The following is a 15,150-nucleotide window of genomic DNA, read 5'->3' on the forward strand; positions in this document are numbered from 1 at the left end:
TTGGCTGTCAGAACGAGAGAAAACCGACCCTATCTTTAAAGCAAAGATAGACAGGATTAGAACAAAATGGGATCCTAAGATTGTTTTCTTTGAGAACCTATTTACTTGGATATTAGTATTACTGATGATTTATTTAATTTTTTTAGGGGGCTCTTATTGAGTCCCCTTTTACATTGGAGGAGAAAATATGGAAACGTTAATCTTTGGATTTGACATAAAGTCAGTCGTAGGAAATAACATATGGCACTTAGCTTTAGGGTTAGTTGCTTTTGATATTGCAACTGGATTATTAGCAGCAGGAGTAGAAAAGAAAATAAACAGTTCCATTAATTTTGTGGGCTTAATTAAAAAAGCAGGGATATTCGTAGCACTCGCCTTCCTAGTGTTTGTGGATGCTTTTATTAATGCAGACGGATACATTATTCAAATAGGTGTATGGGGCATTGTGGTGTATGAGGGATTAAGCATAATTGAGAATTTCTCTAGGATTGGAATTAATCTAAATTTCCTGACAAAGTATTTTGACCCTAATAAGGTAGGGAAAGGTGATAAATAATGAGTGTTGAATTAATTGTAGACCCAGGGCATGGAGGCAAGGATCCCGGCGGAGGCAGTAATCAATATTGGAAAGAAAAAGATATGGTCCTAGACATATCCCTTTATCAATATAACCGCTTTAAAGAATTAGGGGTACCCGTAGCCTTAACACGGGATAAAGACGTGTATGTAAGCCCAGAACAACGTACAAAGATAGTCCGTGATAGTGGGGCAAAACACTGTATCTCAAACCATATTAACGCAGGCGGCGGCGACGGAGCAGAAACCATTCACTCCATTTATTCAGAAGGACACCTTGCCAAAGCACTTGCAGAAGCTATTTTTAAAGCTGGGCAAAACATTAGAAGGGTGTTCACTCGTTCCTTGCCTTATGACAGCAGAAAAGATTACTACTTCATGCACCGTGACACAGGGAAAGTCAATACCGTCATAGTGGAGTATGGATTCGCTGATTCCAAAAAGGATGACATTGAACAATTAAAGCTAGATTGGAAGAAGTATGCCGAAGCGGTTGTTGAAGGCTATTGTAAACAAACAGGGCGTACATATAGCCCACCAAGGAGTGATGAAGAAGTGGCGCAATTCAATCCATCTTCAGCTACTGTAAAAACAGAAACTAAAGAATTGTTAAGTAAATTGCACAAAGTCGGCATCCTTTCAGATGATTGGTCTGCCAAAATCGACGAACTATCTGACTCTGATGTGATTGGGCTACTAGTAACGGCTATAAACAGAAAGAAGCTACTCCCTTGATTTGGGGGTAGCTGTTTCCTTGTGTATCTTCTCCCACAATTCCCTAGATTTCGGAGAGAGCCAACTCCTATGCAATTCATTTTTATAATACTCATAGAAAGCTCTTTTCTGTTTTTCATTGAATTTCTCGGCCTGTTTTATATGGTCCTCACAATAATATTCAATTTCATCTTTATTCCACTGTTTAAGAGGATAAATTCCTTCTTTCTGCCCACAATAAAGACACTTCATAAGTTAAAAATCCTCTAAAGTATGAATGTATTTTTTACGCGTTTGGATTTATAAAGATAAGGAATCCAAATAATACATGTTAATAAATTTCTTATTATAGATTGCCACATTCCTTGTTGAGCCGAGACTATATCAAAGTCGGGTATCCGCGAGTAAATAGAAAGCGTGAATATAATGTTTATTAGGTTTAAAACTAAGACTAATATCCAAAATATAGTCAATCGTATAGGAAAATATTTTTTCATCTTATACATGATTACAATCATGTAAATAGATCCTAACGTAATCAAACTGTGAAAAATAAGCTCATAAATCAATGCATAAGACAATCCAGGTAAACCTGTCTCTGGTGAAGTCAAATAATTCCATGTTTCTTTATCAAGAAAAACACGAGATAAATCATTAAGAATATAAAAACCACTACTAAATGCGCTAAAAGCGAGGCCTAAAACAATAAGTATTAACCATCCACCAATACCCCAAGGTTCCAATTCTTCTTTTTTAATTTCAACAGTTTCCATCTTCAGACTCCCCTTTGTATTCAAATAAATCTTCAATCGTTACCCCTAATAATCTTGATAGCTTGAATGCTTTTTCTAACGGTGGGTATGACCGCCCAGCAATCCAATTTGAAAGCTGAGTAGGAGAAATGTTCAATACTTCTGCTATGTATTTTTTCTTATACCCCGACTTCTCAATTAGTTCCCCTATACAACTTTTCATATGAACACCTCAAATAGGTTATTCTTTATTTCTGTTTAAACTCCTTTAAAAAAATAATTTTGAGGAAACCTTAAATTAAATTTAAAAAGACAGGCAACATCCATTATATTCGCCCATATACTCAATATCAAAACCAAAAAGGAGTGATGGTAATGTGTCATTGTGGAGAATGTGAAGAATGCTGGGGCTATATGGAAGAGGATGTGAATCTAAATGGAGATTATTAAGTTTCAGGAGTTTATGAAAGGACCGTCACTAGCAGCCATTACCCCTGACCCACAAATATTTCACATGGTCGATATAGGCTTTAATTTCTTTCTCACAAGTGGAGCTGTCTTACTCACACTCGTCTTACTCGAAAAGGCGGGTTTTTCCGTTAATGAAACACTAATGAGGGTTATCATGATAGGTTCTATAGCAGTCTCTATACTCTTATTTGTGTTTAAGCATGGATTATTTCGTCATATCGTAATGGGTTGGTAAGGTATCACTTGTCAAGTCAAGCTTTACAACTTGATTTTATTTATTGTCTTACTTGTATAATTTCGTTTTGTTGGACTGAAACGTCTTTAGGTTTTTTCACCTAAAGCCACCTTTTCGTCATTCTTCGAATGTCTCAAAGCTGGGAGGGGAGCGCATGAGTGATTATGATGAAGTATTTAGCCATAAGAAAACGAAAAAGTTTGTTAAAAAAGAAGGATGGGAAGCATTTTTAAACTTGCTTCAAGATTCTTATCCGGACCGTGATTTATATAAAGTTAGCATGGATTGGTACGATGATATGAGTTATATCTGTAAGGCTAAAGGTGAATGGGGAGATATCATTATCGGATGGAAGGAGAGAGGGGATAGGTAATGCTTGAATGGATAATACCTTTAGCAGTCGGCACTCTTGCTATTGTCACGAAATCCCCGAAAAAGTCCGATAGAAAGAAAATCGAAACGATCATGAGGAATGTTAATTATGGGGTCAGAAAAACTAAAGGAGAGGAAGAAACCTATCTATATCCTACCTATAAGAAAAAAGAAAAGTTATTTGATGGAGATACACAAATAGGTACCAGGTATTTTTATAACATCCCTTTAGGGTTGCCAGCTTCCAAATTAGCCAAGATGGAGAAGGAAGTCAAAGTATTCACGGATGGATTACAGAAGCCTGTGGAGGTTGCTTATAAGAAAGGCATGCTACAGTTCTCGGTCTATGATGAAGAAATCCCCGAACTATTCCCATACAGTGAATTACCGGATAAAGAGGGTTGGGTTGCACCAATCGGCAAACGGTTTGACGGGTTGGTATGGCATAACTTTGACCACGTTCCACATATGACTGTAGCCGGAACAACTAGATTTGGGAAAACAGTATTCTTGAAAGTATTAATGACCTATCTCATAGAACATCATCCAGACGATATAGAACTGTATTTGATCGATTTAAAAGGTGGGCTAGAGTTTGGGCCTTATGAACGATTAAAACAGGTTCGAAGGGTTGCTAGTAACGCAGAGGAAGGAGCTTTACTTTTAACCGAGATCCATGAACGGATGGAGAGAATGTATAAATATTTCCGTACTAACGGCTGGACGAATGTAGTAGATACTCCCGAGCAAAAGCGAATCTTCATTATAGTAGACGAAGCTGCCCAACTAGCTCCTGAAAAATGGATGACCAAAGAGCAAAAAGACTTGCTTGGTATGTGCCAATACTTCTTAGGAGAAATCACCCGTATAGGCGGGGCATTAGGGTTTAGAGAGGTCTTTTGTACCCAATACCCAACAGCCGACACTTTACCGCGTTCTGTAAAGCAAAATTCAGATGCTAAAGTTTCTTTCCGACTACCATCTGGATATGCTTCACAAGTCGCTATTGACGATTATGGAGCCGAAGAACTACCAAGCGATATAAAAGGGAGAGCCTTATTCAAAACCCACGAATTACGTGAAATGCAAGTGCCTTATATAAGCGATAAAGAAATGAAGGCTAGACTGAAACAATGGGAGGTAAAGAATCATGATCCTCACCATGCACCAAAAAATGAAGAACAGACAGGAGAGGATACTTTCTACATTAGATAATCTGGGGTTTGTGTCAACATCACAAATACAAACAATTCATCGGTTAGGCAAACGCCCTAACACGTTACGAATCTTAAAAGAAATGGAAGCATACCTATACAAGAAACCGTTTTACGAACGGAACGGGGAACATGTCTATTATTTAAACTCTCTTGGCCGAGATGTAATAGGCAGTACGAAGGAAAGAAAATGGAGTGCAGAGGTCATTGAACACTATCTCATGCGGAATGATTTCTTTATTCATTTAGGCTGTCCTAGCGACTTTGAAATAGAGAAAGAACTCGTTTTAAACCTTAAAGCAGGATTATCCTACCGAGAAGAAATAATACGCTGTGATGCCCTTTATAAGCGTTCAGGAGCGCTCCATTTTTTAGAAGTAGATAGAACTCAATCCATGAGTGAAAACAGAAAGAAGATAGAAAAATATGTGAAAGCTAGTGAGATAATTAAAGGCCAGAATAAAGAACCAGTGATTGTGTTTTATACAGCTAATAAATTTAGGAAAGTGAGTATAGAAAGGATATTAAATAACACCCAATTGAAGTTTGAAGTGTACGCGAGAGAGGACATTTAAACTCTCTTTTTTTATTTTAAATAAGGACAAACCACTTCGACATATGTATGTCATGAGGTGGTGCTAAGTGAAGGTAAAAATTGTAGGTGGTAAAGTGACTGACGAATTACTATTTGATTGTTATGATATCATTATAGATTCGTTAGAAAAGGAGAAAGAAAATGAAAGCGATATATGCCAGAGTGTCCACAGAGGAACAAGCTATAAGAGGATACAGCATAGGGGCGCAGATAGACGATTGCCGGAAGAAGGCAAACACGGATGATGTTTTAATCTATACCGATGAAGGATGGTCTGGTGAGATTTTAGAGAGACCGGGACTTTCACAATTGCGCCAAGATGTGGAAGAGGGAATTATCGATGAAGTCTATTGTTATGATCCGGATCGTCTCGCGCGAAAGCTATTAAACCAATTGATTATAGATGATGAATTTCGAAAAAAAGGGGTTAAAGTAGTATTTGTAAATGGGGAGTATGATAAATCTCCTGAAGGAAAAATGTTTTTCTCTTTTCGTGGCGCTATTTCAGAATTTGAAAAAGAGAAGATCAAGCAACGAACTAGAAATGGAAAGTTAAAAAAAGCGAAGGACGGTAAAATAGGGAATTATGGATTGTATGGATATAATCACGATAGGGATAAAAAGACTTATACCATTCATCCAGAACAATCAAAAATCGTGAAATTAATTTTCGATTATTTTACCAATCCAGATAGTCCTTGTCAGGGAATGAACTCCATTGCGAAATATTTAACCGACCACGGCATTCCAACTGCAACAGGAAAGAAAATATGGCATCGTAATGTAGTACGTCAAATTTTAATGAATGAAGCTTATACCGGCCGTTACGCATTAAATAAAACTAATTCCGAAGGTGATTATGTTCGTATGCAGTTGGGGTTGTCGAGAAAGCAAAAAACACGTCCTAAAGAAGAATGGATATATACAGAGATTCCAAGGATCATATCGGACGAACAATACATACGAGCGCAGGAATTATTAGAAGTCGCGAGAAGAAGGTATTCAAAGAAAGCGCAAAATGACTATTTGCTTTCAGGTTTGTTACGGTGTTCAGATTGTGGGAATACTATGGTTGGAACAAAAGCAACATGGTGGGGCCAAAAAGTCCTAATGTATACGGACCGTAAAAATTCGGCCGGAGCAAAAAACCCCGGCTGCGGCAATCAAATCAAAATTCAGGAAGTAGAAAAATTTGTATGGGAAAACGTTCTTTCAATATTAAATAATCCTGAAAAATTTGGTGAATATAAAAAGAAGAAAAAAAGTCCTACTAACCTTATAAATCTACAAAAATCTTTAACTGACAAAATTAACGGTCTGCAGAAAGCTAAAAAACGACTTATCGAATTAGTCAAGATATCAGATGATATTGATCTGACTGACATCAAAAACGAAATAGCGGATATACAACAGGAAGAAAAGGCTCTTAAAATCCAATTAGATAAGATTAAAGAGCAAACAAAAGACAAAGAAGAAACAGAAGCAGACACGCAGAGATTGAGAGAAAGTTTAAATATGTTCTTTGCTTATAAAGGGGAGAGTATACCGTTTGAAGCTAAGCAGAAGATTATTAGAACGTTGGTAAAGCAGGTGTATTTGACAAAAGACCATTCAGAGGTAGAAATACATCTTTTTTAGCACATCTAATGTAATCGAAAACGAAATACTTATGCATTTACGGGCATTAAAGAAAACAAAAAAAGATGTTTCCTTACATGATCCAATTGGGCAGGATAAAGAAGGAAATGAAATAAGTTTAATTGATGTGTTAAAATCAGATTCCGATGATGTAATTGACACGATTCAATTAAATATGGAATTAGAAAAAGTAAAAGAATACATCGATGTTTTAGATGGCCGTGAAAAAGAGGTGATTATCGGGCGATTTGGCCTTGATTTACAAAAGGAAAAAACGCAGCGTGAAATCGCAAAGGAACTCGGAATATCGAGGAGCTATGTGTCAAGAATTGAAAAAAGAGCATTAATGAAAATGTTCCATGAGTTTTACCGGGCTGAGAAAGAGAAAAAGAATAAATAACAAAGAGAAACGGAGGACTCCCACTGCTTTTTTGGAAATGGGATTCCTCCGTTTTATGTTTTATAAAATGAACATGAAACCTTTTGTCTTTAACCATCGTAAATATTAGGAATATAGGATTAGAATTGGAGAGTTAGTATGAAATATGAAAACAGACCCAAAATGGATATTCCGAAATCTGCCTTTGAGAAGGGATTCGATATCATTGCAGGATTCATATTCTTTGCAAATATTGTTTATATCCTCATTCAATGGAATGATATTCCCAGCCAAGTTCCTACCCATTTTAATGCATTAGGGGAAGCGGATGCGTGGGGAAACAAAGGAGCATTATGGATTCTTCCCATAGTTGGAACAATCCTTTGGATGATAATGGCGGCTTTTGAAAAATACCCGCATACTTTTAATTATATGGTTACTATTAAACCTGAAAACGTTGAACGGCAATATAAAAACGGAAAACTTCTGTTTAATTTGATAAAAAATGAAATGCTTTTATTATTTGCATATCTAACCTTTAGCACGATTGACGTTGCTAAAGATGGAGAAAATGGGCTTGGCGTATGGGATTTGCCGATTACGCTTGGTATCATTTTCGGGACTATAGCTATTTTTATGATAAGATCTTTTCGGTTGAAGTAAAACAAAAAGCTGTTACAAAAAAGTAACAGCTTATTACATTTTACCATCTTGAATTAATGGCTCCCAATTGGCACCGAAATTTTTCGTCTGAAGTATATCCAAATCATAGGTTGTTATCGCAATCTGATTTGAATCTGTTGGAGAAACCGCAATGAACGTTATAGGATTATCATAATCTAGATGCGGAATGACTATTGCTGCCTTTTCTTTACTTTCGAGTGAATAGCTATGTAAAGAAATCGTACTGTCATTAGAGACACTGGCATATACTAGTTGTTTTTCAGAAAATGCAAGGGCGGTGATCATCCCTTCTGCCCATTTTGAAAAAGTGTCTCCGCCATCAGTTGACCCATATACTCCTTCTCTGGTTGCCATTGCTACGATATCTCCATTACTTGGATGAACCGCAATCATGCCGAATGAGTCGGCGTCAAATCCGGCCATTTCCGGCTGGTCAAAGCTTTGTCCGCCATCAGGAGAATGGTAAAAGCCTTGATCTAGCTCTGAATTTGGCTGTTCATTAATGACATAAAGATCCTGATCTGAAAAGCTTGCACCTAAGAAGTGGAAGTCCGACTCTCCAGAAAATTCGATAGTTTCCAGGTTCTCTCCGTAGTCACTTGCTTTAACTAAGCCGAGCGGATTTTTCAAGGATGACCCTTCTTCAGGGTGTCCGCTGACGAGAAAACCATCTTCAGTGACTTGAAACCCCATATAGTCATGAAGGTTTTTGGTTGTTTCATACCATACTCCGTCACGGTTCAGTTTTAGTCCATGGTGGGTTGCAACCATTAATTCATTTTCTAAGTTATACCCAATCCCATGGATATGGTCAATTGTTAGCTCTTCACTTTGAATTAGGTAAGCAAGGTTTGATTCTTGAGTAGCACCTTCACTCGTTTGATGTTCTTCTGTTTCAGCGATCTGCCGCTCTTCCTCTTGGGAACATGCCGCTAGAAGCACAAGTGCAATTATTGTTGCTGATATCCATTTTCGCAATTTATAAACACCTCTATTGTATTGTTGCCTTGTTATTACCACTATAAGCGAAAATGGAATAAAAATCATGTGAACAAATTGAGAATATTAAATCTTGCGTGGAGGTTTAGGGGGAAATAACGATTGATCATAATGAAACGAAACTAGTATATAAGAAAAGTCTACACACACCGCTAGTCCTTTAGTCGCTGTTAGTATTAAACTCGAATGAGTTCTATCAAACATATAAAGCTCGGCTTCATAGATTTTGATAATCCTTCTTTAAATCTTTCACTTTGACTACAGTTTTCCCTTTTCCTTTGCATACTGGACAATTTTTTGAAATCATTCCATAACTTTTAACTGTTCCTGTTCCATTACATTTCCTGCAAATCGCAATTACTTTCATCTCCACCACCCCTCCTTATATTTAGAATTTTCAAACGTTTATAATTACTATTATTATATAAAAAATTAGTGGTCCTTGTGTAGTATCCCGATTACAAAATTTATCGAATTATCAAGCCAATGAATAAAAAGAGAGACAAGGAATCGTTGGGCTATGCAAAATGTAGAAGGAAATTTCCGGGAACGGTAAGGCTGCCTTTAAAAATTTTATTGGGATAATGAAATAAAAGCTAATTCTTTCGCCCATACTATCTGGTCGATTGTCTCATAAAATATTGTAGAATCAAGACGAGGAGGGGGATATCATGCCATACCCATATCCATACACATGTGGTGTTCCTTACCCAGTACCAGTGGTTAGCTATGGGACTGGCGGAGCCTACTTAGCTTTAGTGGTGGTACTGCTCGTCCTTTTGCTAATCTTTGGCGGCTGGTGGTGCTGGGGTAAATAAAGTCTTCAATAAATTTGGGGTGATCCAGGCTGAGGTTCTCGATTCACCCTTTTTTGTTTGCAACGGAAAACAGAACTTTAGGGAATCGAAATAAATGAATAGTAATTTCATAGGAATCGTTTTATAATAATGATAATTCTTGCAATTGGAGGGGTGCCATTTGGCGACAAAAACTTACTCGGAAACTTGGGACTTAGATGTATTTTTTAAGGGAGGCAGTGAGTCCGAGGAATTTAAACATTACATAAAAGAACTTGAAGAAAAGGTTCTGTCCTTCACTAATCAGATTCAAAGCTATCAGGCGCAAGACTCAGAAGGATTGGATGAAGTTCTCACAACTTTTGCAAACGTTTCATATAAGATGAGACAAGCTGGTGCCTTTGTCAGCTGTTTAACAGCTCAAAATACAAAGGATGACAAAGCGGTTGAATGGAGAGTCAAATTAAACGATTTAAGTGCGCAATTTCAAACATCCTTAACTGTACTAGATCAAAAACTAACTGAATTTGATGATACAGTCTGGAATGAACTCCTGCAAAACGAGCCGTTCAGGGAAATCTCTTTTGTTCTTAATGAAAGAAGACAAAAGATGAGTGAGAAATTATCTGTAGAGCAAGAATCCCTGATTAATTCGTTAGGTGTAGATGGTTATCATGGCTGGGGCCAATTCTATGACCACATCGTAAAAAACATTCAGATTTCATTCAAAGAAAATGGAGAAGAAAAACTCTTGTCTGTCGGTCAGGCCTCTAATAAGTTTTCCAACAGTGATCGAGAAGTACGTAAACGAGTATTCCAGGACTGGGAAAAAGCTTGGGGTGAACAGGGAGACTACCTATCTACAACGTTAAATCACCTAGCAGGCTTCCGTCTTCAGGTTTACAAGCACCGAGGCTGGGAAGATGTATTAAAAGAACCGCTTCAATACAACCGGATGCAAAAGAAAACATTAGATGCAATGTGGAATACTATTGTCGAGTATAAAAAATACCTGGTTCAATATCTTGAAAGAAAAGCACAGCTTTTAGGCTTGGAAAAACTAAACTGGTATGACCTGGATGCCCCAATTGGAGCAAGCGAATCTAAAGTAAGTTATCAAGAGGGAGCAGAGTTTATCTTACAAAACTTTAAAGAATTTGGGGAGCAATTAACCTCATTTACGCAAAAAGCATTTGAAGACAGATGGATTGAAGCAGAAGACAGACCTGGCAAGCGACCAGGCGGTTTCTGTACAGGGTTTCCTGAAAGTGACCAATCCCGTATTTTTATGACGTTTAGCGGTACGACTTCAAACGTGTCTACGCTTGCCCATGAATTAGGCCATGCTTTTCATAGCTATGCCTTAAGGGAGGTTCATCCGCTAAACAAAGGATACGCAATGAATGTCGCAGAGACGGCTTCTACTTTTGCTGAAATGATTGTAAGTGATGCATCAGTGAAACATGCCAAAAATGAAGAAGAAAAACTTTCTTTATTAGAAGATAAGCTGCAGCGGGCAGTTGCTTTATTAATGAACATCCATGCCCGGTTCCTATTTGAAACCCGTTTCTATGAAGAGCGAAAAAGTGGAAATGTGTCTTATCAGCGTTTGAACGAGCTCATGCTTGAAGCACAAAAAGAAGCCTATTGCGATGCACTTGGAGAATACCATCCATTATTCTGGGCATCTAAATTGCATTTCTATATAACAGGAGTACCGTTCTATAACTTCCCATATACATTTGGATTCCTATTCTCAATGGGAATTTACCAAAGAGCAACAGAGGAAGGTAAAGGCTTTGAAGAAAAATACATTGCTTTACTAAAAGACACAGGCTCAATGACAGTAGAGGATTTAGCGCAAAAGCATTTGCAGGCAGATTTAACCGAAAAATCTTTCTGGGAAAATGCGTTGAAACCAATTGTAAAAGATGTAGAAGAATTTTTAGAAATGACGAAATAAAGAAAAAAGAGGAGGCTTCTGTTAGAGCCTCCTCTTCCTTTACAATAAATATTTGCTCCAAAAAGGCTAAAGCTTTTTAACTTTAATGGGACTGACCATACTTAATGACAGGATTACTGTTATAAATAAATAGACGTAAGATGGAATAATGGCGGTAAAAAGAAATAGTAATGTCCCAATGCACCCAGATACTGTAATCGGCACTCCTGTAAAATATCCCTGTTGTTCAGAAATATTAAACCGGGCCAGACGGATGGCTCCACAGCTAATATAAAAAATTGAAACAAACATTCCAGCAGCACCAAATTCATAGAGGATCCCATGATACAATAGCAAGGCTGGAGCAACTCCGAAGGAAATAATATCGCACATTGAATCTAGTTGTTTACCAAACTCTGATTCTGTTTGCAGCTTTCTCGCCATCATTCCATCAAAGCGGTCCATTAATGCAGCTAAAAAGATTAAGGTAAGACTAAGATGTAATTGCCCCTTTGTCACAAATAAAATCGCAAAGGCACCTAAAAAGAGATTGGATAGTGTGATAAAATTGGCTGCTTGTGATTTCAGCTTTTTCACAGTAATATCCAAAACATGAGCTAAAAACAATCTTATCACTCTCCTAAAATATAGAAGGTAAACGCTTATTATATTATAATATCATTATTGTACGGATATTATAAGAACAGGTAAAGATTTTTTTCTGTGGAAATAGGTGAAGTTCGTTGGTAAAAGAAAAACTATATCGCACCATGATTGAGCTTACAAATGGTCCTGTAACAAGTAGGCTTTTGCAAAGGATAACCATGTCGAAATGGAGCAGAGCTCTTATTCCATTATACATGAAAGCCTATAAAATAAATCCTCATGAGCTTATGATCCCGCCTAAGCAATATCCATCGCTTCAGGACTTTTTTATTCGGAAATTAAAAAATGGGGCACGCGTTATTCAAAAAGGGGAAAATATTATAATCAGCCCGGTCGATGGAGTTCTTGAAGAATGGGGAGTCATTACAGAAAACACCGAAATGGTTATTAAAGGGAAGGTTTATTCTGTTAAGGAAATGCTGGGAAATGAGTCAATCGCAATGGACTACATTGGCGGCCAGTTTGCTCTGCTTTATTTAAGTCCAGCGCATTATCATCGGATTCATGCCCCATACAGCGGAAAAATTATTTCAAAGCATGTACTAGGCAAAAAATCCTATCCCGTGAATCGCTTAGGTCTCCGTTATGGTAAATCGCCTTTATCTAAGAATTACCGGTTAGCGACTGAAATTAATGGTGGCTATGGGAAGTACGCGATTATCAAAATAGGGGCTATGTTTGTGAATAGTATTGAGTGGACAAATCCAAATGATTGGGTAGAAAAGGGCGAGGAGCTTGGTTATTTTTCCTTTGGATCGTCTGTTGTCCTTTTATTTCCAAAAGGATTTATGGAAATGAACCAGAGGCTAAAAAAGGGAACTACCATCTTCATGGGGGATCCTCTAGGAACCATAATTGAAAGCGAGTAACTAAAGGGAAGAAAAAAAGCTCTGTTATGATAACAGAGCTTGTCATTTTTTTAAGAACTAATTTTCACGTGATGAGTTAAAGAACGACGCTGAATTTCTGTCTCGATGAGGCGAATAAACTCAGGACTTAAATTTAATTCTCTTGCCTTGTAGTAGGATTCAAGCAATAGCTGATCAGATAATCTTCTCATCGACATTCACCTCCAGCTGAAATAAGGGTTCTATTCACCAAGGCCTTTGCATATATTAATAGATTGCTTGGTGTACATACAATCTAACAAATTTAAATTGTTAGAACAAGCGTTCTATTATCCACAGGTAATAGTGGATAACCTGTTATTAAGTTGTGTGTAAAACTCAGGGTTCCACGATTTATATATGTGAACAATGTGTATAAAGTTATCCACAACTGTTGAAAAGGGGGTCAATTTGTCGAAAAATATTTTTGGAATTACGAATTTCGACAATAATCGTATATACTATGAAGGGTTTAGCATAAAAATTAAATCATTGTTACGTAATATTTTGAAACAAAATGAAAAATTAGGTATGATGATGAAAGTCATAGATAGTAACGAGGTGAATAAAGTGCTGACGAGTTTTTTGCCGGCTGAGCACGTAAAGAATATATTTGAAATTACACCTGAAAAGCTAAAGGAAAAAGGAATAAAGGCGATCATTACTGATTTGGATAACACCCTGGTTGAGTGGGATCGTCCGAGTGCGACTCCCCGCCTGATTGAATGGTTTGAAGAGATGAAAAAAAATCATATTTTAGTGGCGATTGTTTCAAATAATCAAAAGGAACGGGTTCGTTTATTTGCGGAACCCTTAAACATACCATTTATATATCAGGCAAGAAAACCAATGACACGCGCCTTTTACCGGGCCATAACTGTTTTAAATGTAAAAAAAGAAGAAACGGTGGTCATTGGTGACCAGCTTTTGACGGATGTTTTTGGCGGGAACAGGGCAGGGTTTCATACGATCTTAGTCGTGCCTGTTGCACAATCTGATGGTTTTTTTACGAGGTTTAACCGAATGGTAGAAAGAAGACTATTAAAATTTTTTAAGAAGAAAGGCTATATCCAATGGGAGGACAGGTCGTGACAAATTCACAGAACTTAGTTTTCAATTGTATCGGGTGTGGGGTATTGATTCAAACTGAAGACCCAGAAAAAATAGGATATGCTCCCCCTTCTGCACTTGAAAAGGAGGAAATCGTTTGTAAACGGTGTTTTCGTTTAAAACATTATAATGAAGTTCAGGACGTAGAGCTGACTGATGATGATTTTCTCAAAATGATTCATCGGATAAGTCAAGATGATGCCCTTGTCGTAAAAATTGTGGATATCTTTGATTTTAACGGCAGCTGGCTAAATGGGATTCAGAGGTTTGCAGGGAAAAACCCTGTTTTACTGATTGGAAATAAAGTGGATTTGCTTCCTAAATCGGTGAAACAAAGCAAGTTAATTCAGTGGATGAATAAGCAAGCGAAAGAGCTGGGGCTAAAACCGCTGGATATTGCCCTTGTCAGTGCCCATAAGGGGATCGGAATGGAAGAAGCTATCTCGCTAATTGAACACCATAGAAATGGACGCAATGTTTATGTTGTCGGTACTACAAATGTGGGGAAATCTACCTTTATTAATAAAATAATTGAACAAGTTGCGGGAGCAAAGGATGTTATTACGACATCTCATTTTCCGGGGACTACGCTTGATTTTATCAGAATTCCTTTAGATGATGAGCAAAGCATGATTGATACTCCGGGAATCATTAATCGTCATCAAATGGCTCATGTTGTCAGTAAAAAAGATTTGAAGGTGATCACCCCTAAAAAAGAAATTAAGCCAAAAGTCTATCAGCTGAACGAGGGACAAACCCTTTTCTATGGAGGATTGGGAAGGCTTGATTTTATTATCGGAGAACGGCATTCCTTTATTCACTATTTTTCAAATGAATTGCCGATTCACCGCACGAAAATCGAAAAAGCAGACGAATTGTATCAAAACCATTTAGGAGAGCTTCTGTCCCCTCCTGATCAGGAGAGTAAGGAAAACTTTCCGCCGTTGGTAAGACATGAATTTTCGATAAAAGAGGATAAAACCGATATAGTCTTTTCAGGGTTAGGCTGGGTAACTATTCAAGAAAAAGGAGTCAAGGTGGCCGCATATGCTCCAAAAGGAATCTCAGTATTACTAAGACGATCTTTAATATAAGAAGTATCTATATGAGTTTGTTGTA

At 37.4% G+C, this 15,150-nt stretch carries 19 protein-coding genes and 1 pseudogene; 14 read left to right on the forward strand and 6 right to left on the reverse strand.

The window, feature by feature from the left end:
* Window positions 1–187: 187 nt before the first annotated feature.
* A complete protein-coding gene (locus CRO56_RS03525; protein ID WP_097157241.1) occupies window positions 188–556 on the forward strand; it encodes a phage holin family protein in 369 nt (122 codons plus the stop codon).
* Entirely contained in the window at window positions 556–1,311 is a 756-nt protein-coding gene (locus CRO56_RS03530) for an N-acetylmuramoyl-L-alanine amidase family protein (RefSeq protein ID WP_097157242.1), read from the forward strand. The genes CRO56_RS03525 and CRO56_RS03530 overlap by 1 nt, the downstream gene beginning before the upstream one ends.
* A 245-nt stretch (window positions 1,312–1,556) precedes the next feature.
* On the opposite strand, the gene CRO56_RS03540 is transcribed toward CRO56_RS03530, so the two are convergent.
* Window positions 1,557–2,063 carry a DUF2569 domain-containing protein gene (locus CRO56_RS03540; RefSeq protein ID WP_097157244.1) on the reverse strand — a complete coding sequence of 169 codons (507 nt, stop codon included), beginning with the start codon at window positions 2,061–2,063 and terminating at the stop codon, window positions 1,557–1,559.
* Window positions 2,050–2,265: a helix-turn-helix transcriptional regulator gene (locus tag CRO56_RS03545; RefSeq protein ID WP_097157245.1), complete on the reverse strand. Its 216-nt coding sequence runs from the start codon at window positions 2,263–2,265 to the stop codon at window positions 2,050–2,052. The genes CRO56_RS03540 and CRO56_RS03545 overlap by 14 nt, the downstream gene beginning before the upstream one ends.
* Window positions 2,266–2,478: 213 nt before the next feature.
* On the opposite strand from CRO56_RS03545, the gene CRO56_RS03550 reads away from it, so the two are divergent.
* From CRO56_RS03550 to CRO56_RS03580, 7 genes and pseudogenes are all read left to right on the forward strand, one after another.
* On the forward strand, window positions 2,479–2,748 hold the full coding sequence (locus tag CRO56_RS03550; protein WP_097157246.1) for a hypothetical protein: 270 nt from the start codon (window positions 2,479–2,481) through the stop codon (window positions 2,746–2,748).
* A gap of 154 nt (window positions 2,749–2,902) precedes the next feature.
* Complete coding sequence (locus tag CRO56_RS03555; protein ID WP_097157247.1) at window positions 2,903–3,121, forward strand: hypothetical protein; 219 nt, start codon at window positions 2,903–2,905, stop codon at window positions 3,119–3,121.
* A complete protein-coding gene (locus CRO56_RS03560) occupies window positions 3,121–4,335 on the forward strand; it encodes an FtsK/SpoIIIE domain-containing protein (RefSeq protein ID WP_097157248.1) in 1,215 nt (404 codons plus the stop codon). Before CRO56_RS03555 ends, CRO56_RS03560 begins: the two co-directional genes overlap by 1 nt.
* Window positions 4,271–4,909, forward strand: coding sequence for a replication-relaxation family protein (locus CRO56_RS03565; protein WP_097157249.1), 639 nt, complete (start codon window positions 4,271–4,273; stop codon window positions 4,907–4,909). Before CRO56_RS03560 ends, CRO56_RS03565 begins: the two co-directional genes overlap by 65 nt.
* Window positions 4,910–5,070: 161 nt before the next feature.
* Window positions 5,071–6,567: a recombinase family protein gene (locus CRO56_RS03570; RefSeq protein WP_097157250.1), complete on the forward strand. Its 1,497-nt coding sequence runs from the start codon at window positions 5,071–5,073 to the stop codon at window positions 6,565–6,567.
* A gap of 13 nt (window positions 6,568–6,580) precedes the next feature.
* Window positions 6,581–6,967 (forward strand): annotated as a pseudogene (locus tag CRO56_RS03575) (sigma-70 family RNA polymerase sigma factor); the annotation flags it as partial.
* A gap of 138 nt (window positions 6,968–7,105) precedes the next feature.
* Window positions 7,106–7,609, forward strand: a complete 504-nt coding sequence (locus CRO56_RS03580) for a DUF1648 domain-containing protein (RefSeq protein WP_097157251.1) — start codon at window positions 7,106–7,108, stop codon at window positions 7,607–7,609.
* 33 nt (window positions 7,610–7,642) lie between these two features.
* Here the strand turns inward: CRO56_RS03580 and CRO56_RS03585 are convergent, their stop codons facing one another.
* The gene (locus tag CRO56_RS03585; protein ID WP_097157252.1) at window positions 7,643–8,608 is read right to left on the reverse strand and encodes a F510_1955 family glycosylhydrolase; all 966 of its coding nucleotides are present in this window, start codon (window positions 8,606–8,608) and stop codon (window positions 7,643–7,645) included.
* Between the two features lie 238 nt (window positions 8,609–8,846).
* Window positions 8,847–8,996, reverse strand: a complete 150-nt coding sequence (locus tag CRO56_RS22755) for a hypothetical protein (RefSeq protein WP_179714162.1) — start codon at window positions 8,994–8,996, stop codon at window positions 8,847–8,849.
* A gap of 304 nt (window positions 8,997–9,300) precedes the next feature.
* On the opposite strand from CRO56_RS22755, the gene CRO56_RS22760 reads away from it, so the two are divergent.
* Together CRO56_RS22760 and CRO56_RS03590 are read left to right on the forward strand one after the other, a co-directional pair.
* Window positions 9,301–9,447, forward strand: a complete 147-nt coding sequence (locus tag CRO56_RS22760) for a hypothetical protein (protein ID WP_179714163.1) — start codon at window positions 9,301–9,303, stop codon at window positions 9,445–9,447.
* Window positions 9,448–9,607: 160 nt separating this feature from the next.
* The gene (locus CRO56_RS03590; RefSeq protein WP_097157253.1) at window positions 9,608–11,389 is read left to right on the forward strand and encodes a M3 family oligoendopeptidase; all 1,782 of its coding nucleotides are present in this window, start codon (window positions 9,608–9,610) and stop codon (window positions 11,387–11,389) included.
* 66 nt (window positions 11,390–11,455) lie between these two features.
* On the opposite strand, the gene pssA is transcribed toward CRO56_RS03590, so the two are convergent.
* A complete protein-coding gene (gene pssA, locus CRO56_RS03595) occupies window positions 11,456–11,995 on the reverse strand; it encodes a CDP-diacylglycerol--serine O-phosphatidyltransferase (protein WP_097157254.1) in 540 nt (179 codons plus the stop codon).
* Between the two features lie 116 nt (window positions 11,996–12,111).
* Here pssA and CRO56_RS03600 point away from each other — a divergent pair, with 116 nt between their 5' ends.
* Window positions 12,112–12,903 (forward strand): phosphatidylserine decarboxylase, encoded by a 792-nt coding sequence (locus CRO56_RS03600; RefSeq protein ID WP_245855568.1) that lies wholly within the window; start codon window positions 12,112–12,114, stop codon window positions 12,901–12,903.
* Between the two features lie 50 nt (window positions 12,904–12,953).
* On the opposite strand, the gene CRO56_RS03605 is transcribed toward CRO56_RS03600, so the two are convergent.
* Entirely contained in the window at window positions 12,954–13,094 is a 141-nt protein-coding gene (locus CRO56_RS03605; RefSeq protein ID WP_097157255.1) for a sporulation histidine kinase inhibitor Sda, read from the reverse strand.
* A gap of 364 nt (window positions 13,095–13,458) precedes the next feature.
* Between CRO56_RS03605 and CRO56_RS03610 the strand changes: the two genes are divergently transcribed.
* Together CRO56_RS03610 and yqeH are read left to right on the forward strand one after the other, a co-directional pair.
* Window positions 13,459–14,013: a YqeG family HAD IIIA-type phosphatase gene (locus CRO56_RS03610; RefSeq protein ID WP_097157934.1), complete on the forward strand. Its 555-nt coding sequence runs from the start codon at window positions 13,459–13,461 to the stop codon at window positions 14,011–14,013.
* Window positions 13,995–15,125, forward strand: a complete 1,131-nt coding sequence (yqeH, locus tag CRO56_RS03615; protein WP_097157256.1) for a ribosome biogenesis GTPase YqeH — start codon at window positions 13,995–13,997, stop codon at window positions 15,123–15,125. The genes CRO56_RS03610 and yqeH overlap by 19 nt, the downstream gene beginning before the upstream one ends.
* Window positions 15,126–15,150 lie beyond the last annotated feature (25 nt).

Source organism: Bacillus oleivorans (genome assembly GCF_900207585.1).
Lineage (GTDB): Bacteria > Bacillota > Bacilli > Bacillales > JC228 > Bacillus_BF > Bacillus_BF oleivorans.

What these genes read in the sequence shown, in the direction of transcription:
- CRO56_RS22760 (WP_179714163.1), top strand. Translation starts at nt 9,301, where the DNA reads ATGCCATACCCATATCCATACACATGTGGTGTTCCTTACCCAGTACCA.
- CRO56_RS03555 (WP_097157247.1), top strand. Translation starts at nt 2,903, where the DNA reads ATGAGTGATTATGATGAAGTATTTAGCCATAAGAAAACGAAAAAGTTT.
- CRO56_RS03540 (WP_097157244.1), bottom strand. Translation starts at nt 2,063, where the DNA reads ATGGAAACTGTTGAAATTAAAAAAGAAGAATTGGAACCTTGGGGTATT.
- CRO56_RS03550 (WP_097157246.1), top strand. Translation starts at nt 2,479, where the DNA reads ATGGAGATTATTAAGTTTCAGGAGTTTATGAAAGGACCGTCACTAGCA.
- CRO56_RS03560 (WP_097157248.1), top strand. Translation starts at nt 3,121, where the DNA reads ATGCTTGAATGGATAATACCTTTAGCAGTCGGCACTCTTGCTATTGTC.
- CRO56_RS03610 (WP_097157934.1), top strand. Translation starts at nt 13,459, where the DNA reads ATGAAAGTCATAGATAGTAACGAGGTGAATAAAGTGCTGACGAGTTTT.
- CRO56_RS03605 (WP_097157255.1), bottom strand. Translation starts at nt 13,094, where the DNA reads ATGAGAAGATTATCTGATCAGCTATTGCTTGAATCCTACTACAAGGCA.
- CRO56_RS03570 (WP_097157250.1), top strand. Translation starts at nt 5,071, where the DNA reads ATGAAAGCGATATATGCCAGAGTGTCCACAGAGGAACAAGCTATAAGA.
- CRO56_RS03580 (WP_097157251.1), top strand. Translation starts at nt 7,106, where the DNA reads ATGAAATATGAAAACAGACCCAAAATGGATATTCCGAAATCTGCCTTT.
- CRO56_RS03525 (WP_097157241.1), top strand. Translation starts at nt 188, where the DNA reads ATGGAAACGTTAATCTTTGGATTTGACATAAAGTCAGTCGTAGGAAAT.
- CRO56_RS03530 (WP_097157242.1), top strand. Translation starts at nt 556, where the DNA reads ATGAGTGTTGAATTAATTGTAGACCCAGGGCATGGAGGCAAGGATCCC.
- CRO56_RS03545 (WP_097157245.1), bottom strand. Translation starts at nt 2,265, where the DNA reads ATGAAAAGTTGTATAGGGGAACTAATTGAGAAGTCGGGGTATAAGAAA.
- yqeH (WP_097157256.1), top strand. Translation starts at nt 13,995, where the DNA reads ATGGGAGGACAGGTCGTGACAAATTCACAGAACTTAGTTTTCAATTGT.
- CRO56_RS03565 (WP_097157249.1), top strand. Translation starts at nt 4,271, where the DNA reads ATGATCCTCACCATGCACCAAAAAATGAAGAACAGACAGGAGAGGATA.
- CRO56_RS22755 (WP_179714162.1), bottom strand. Translation starts at nt 8,996, where the DNA reads ATGAAAGTAATTGCGATTTGCAGGAAATGTAATGGAACAGGAACAGTT.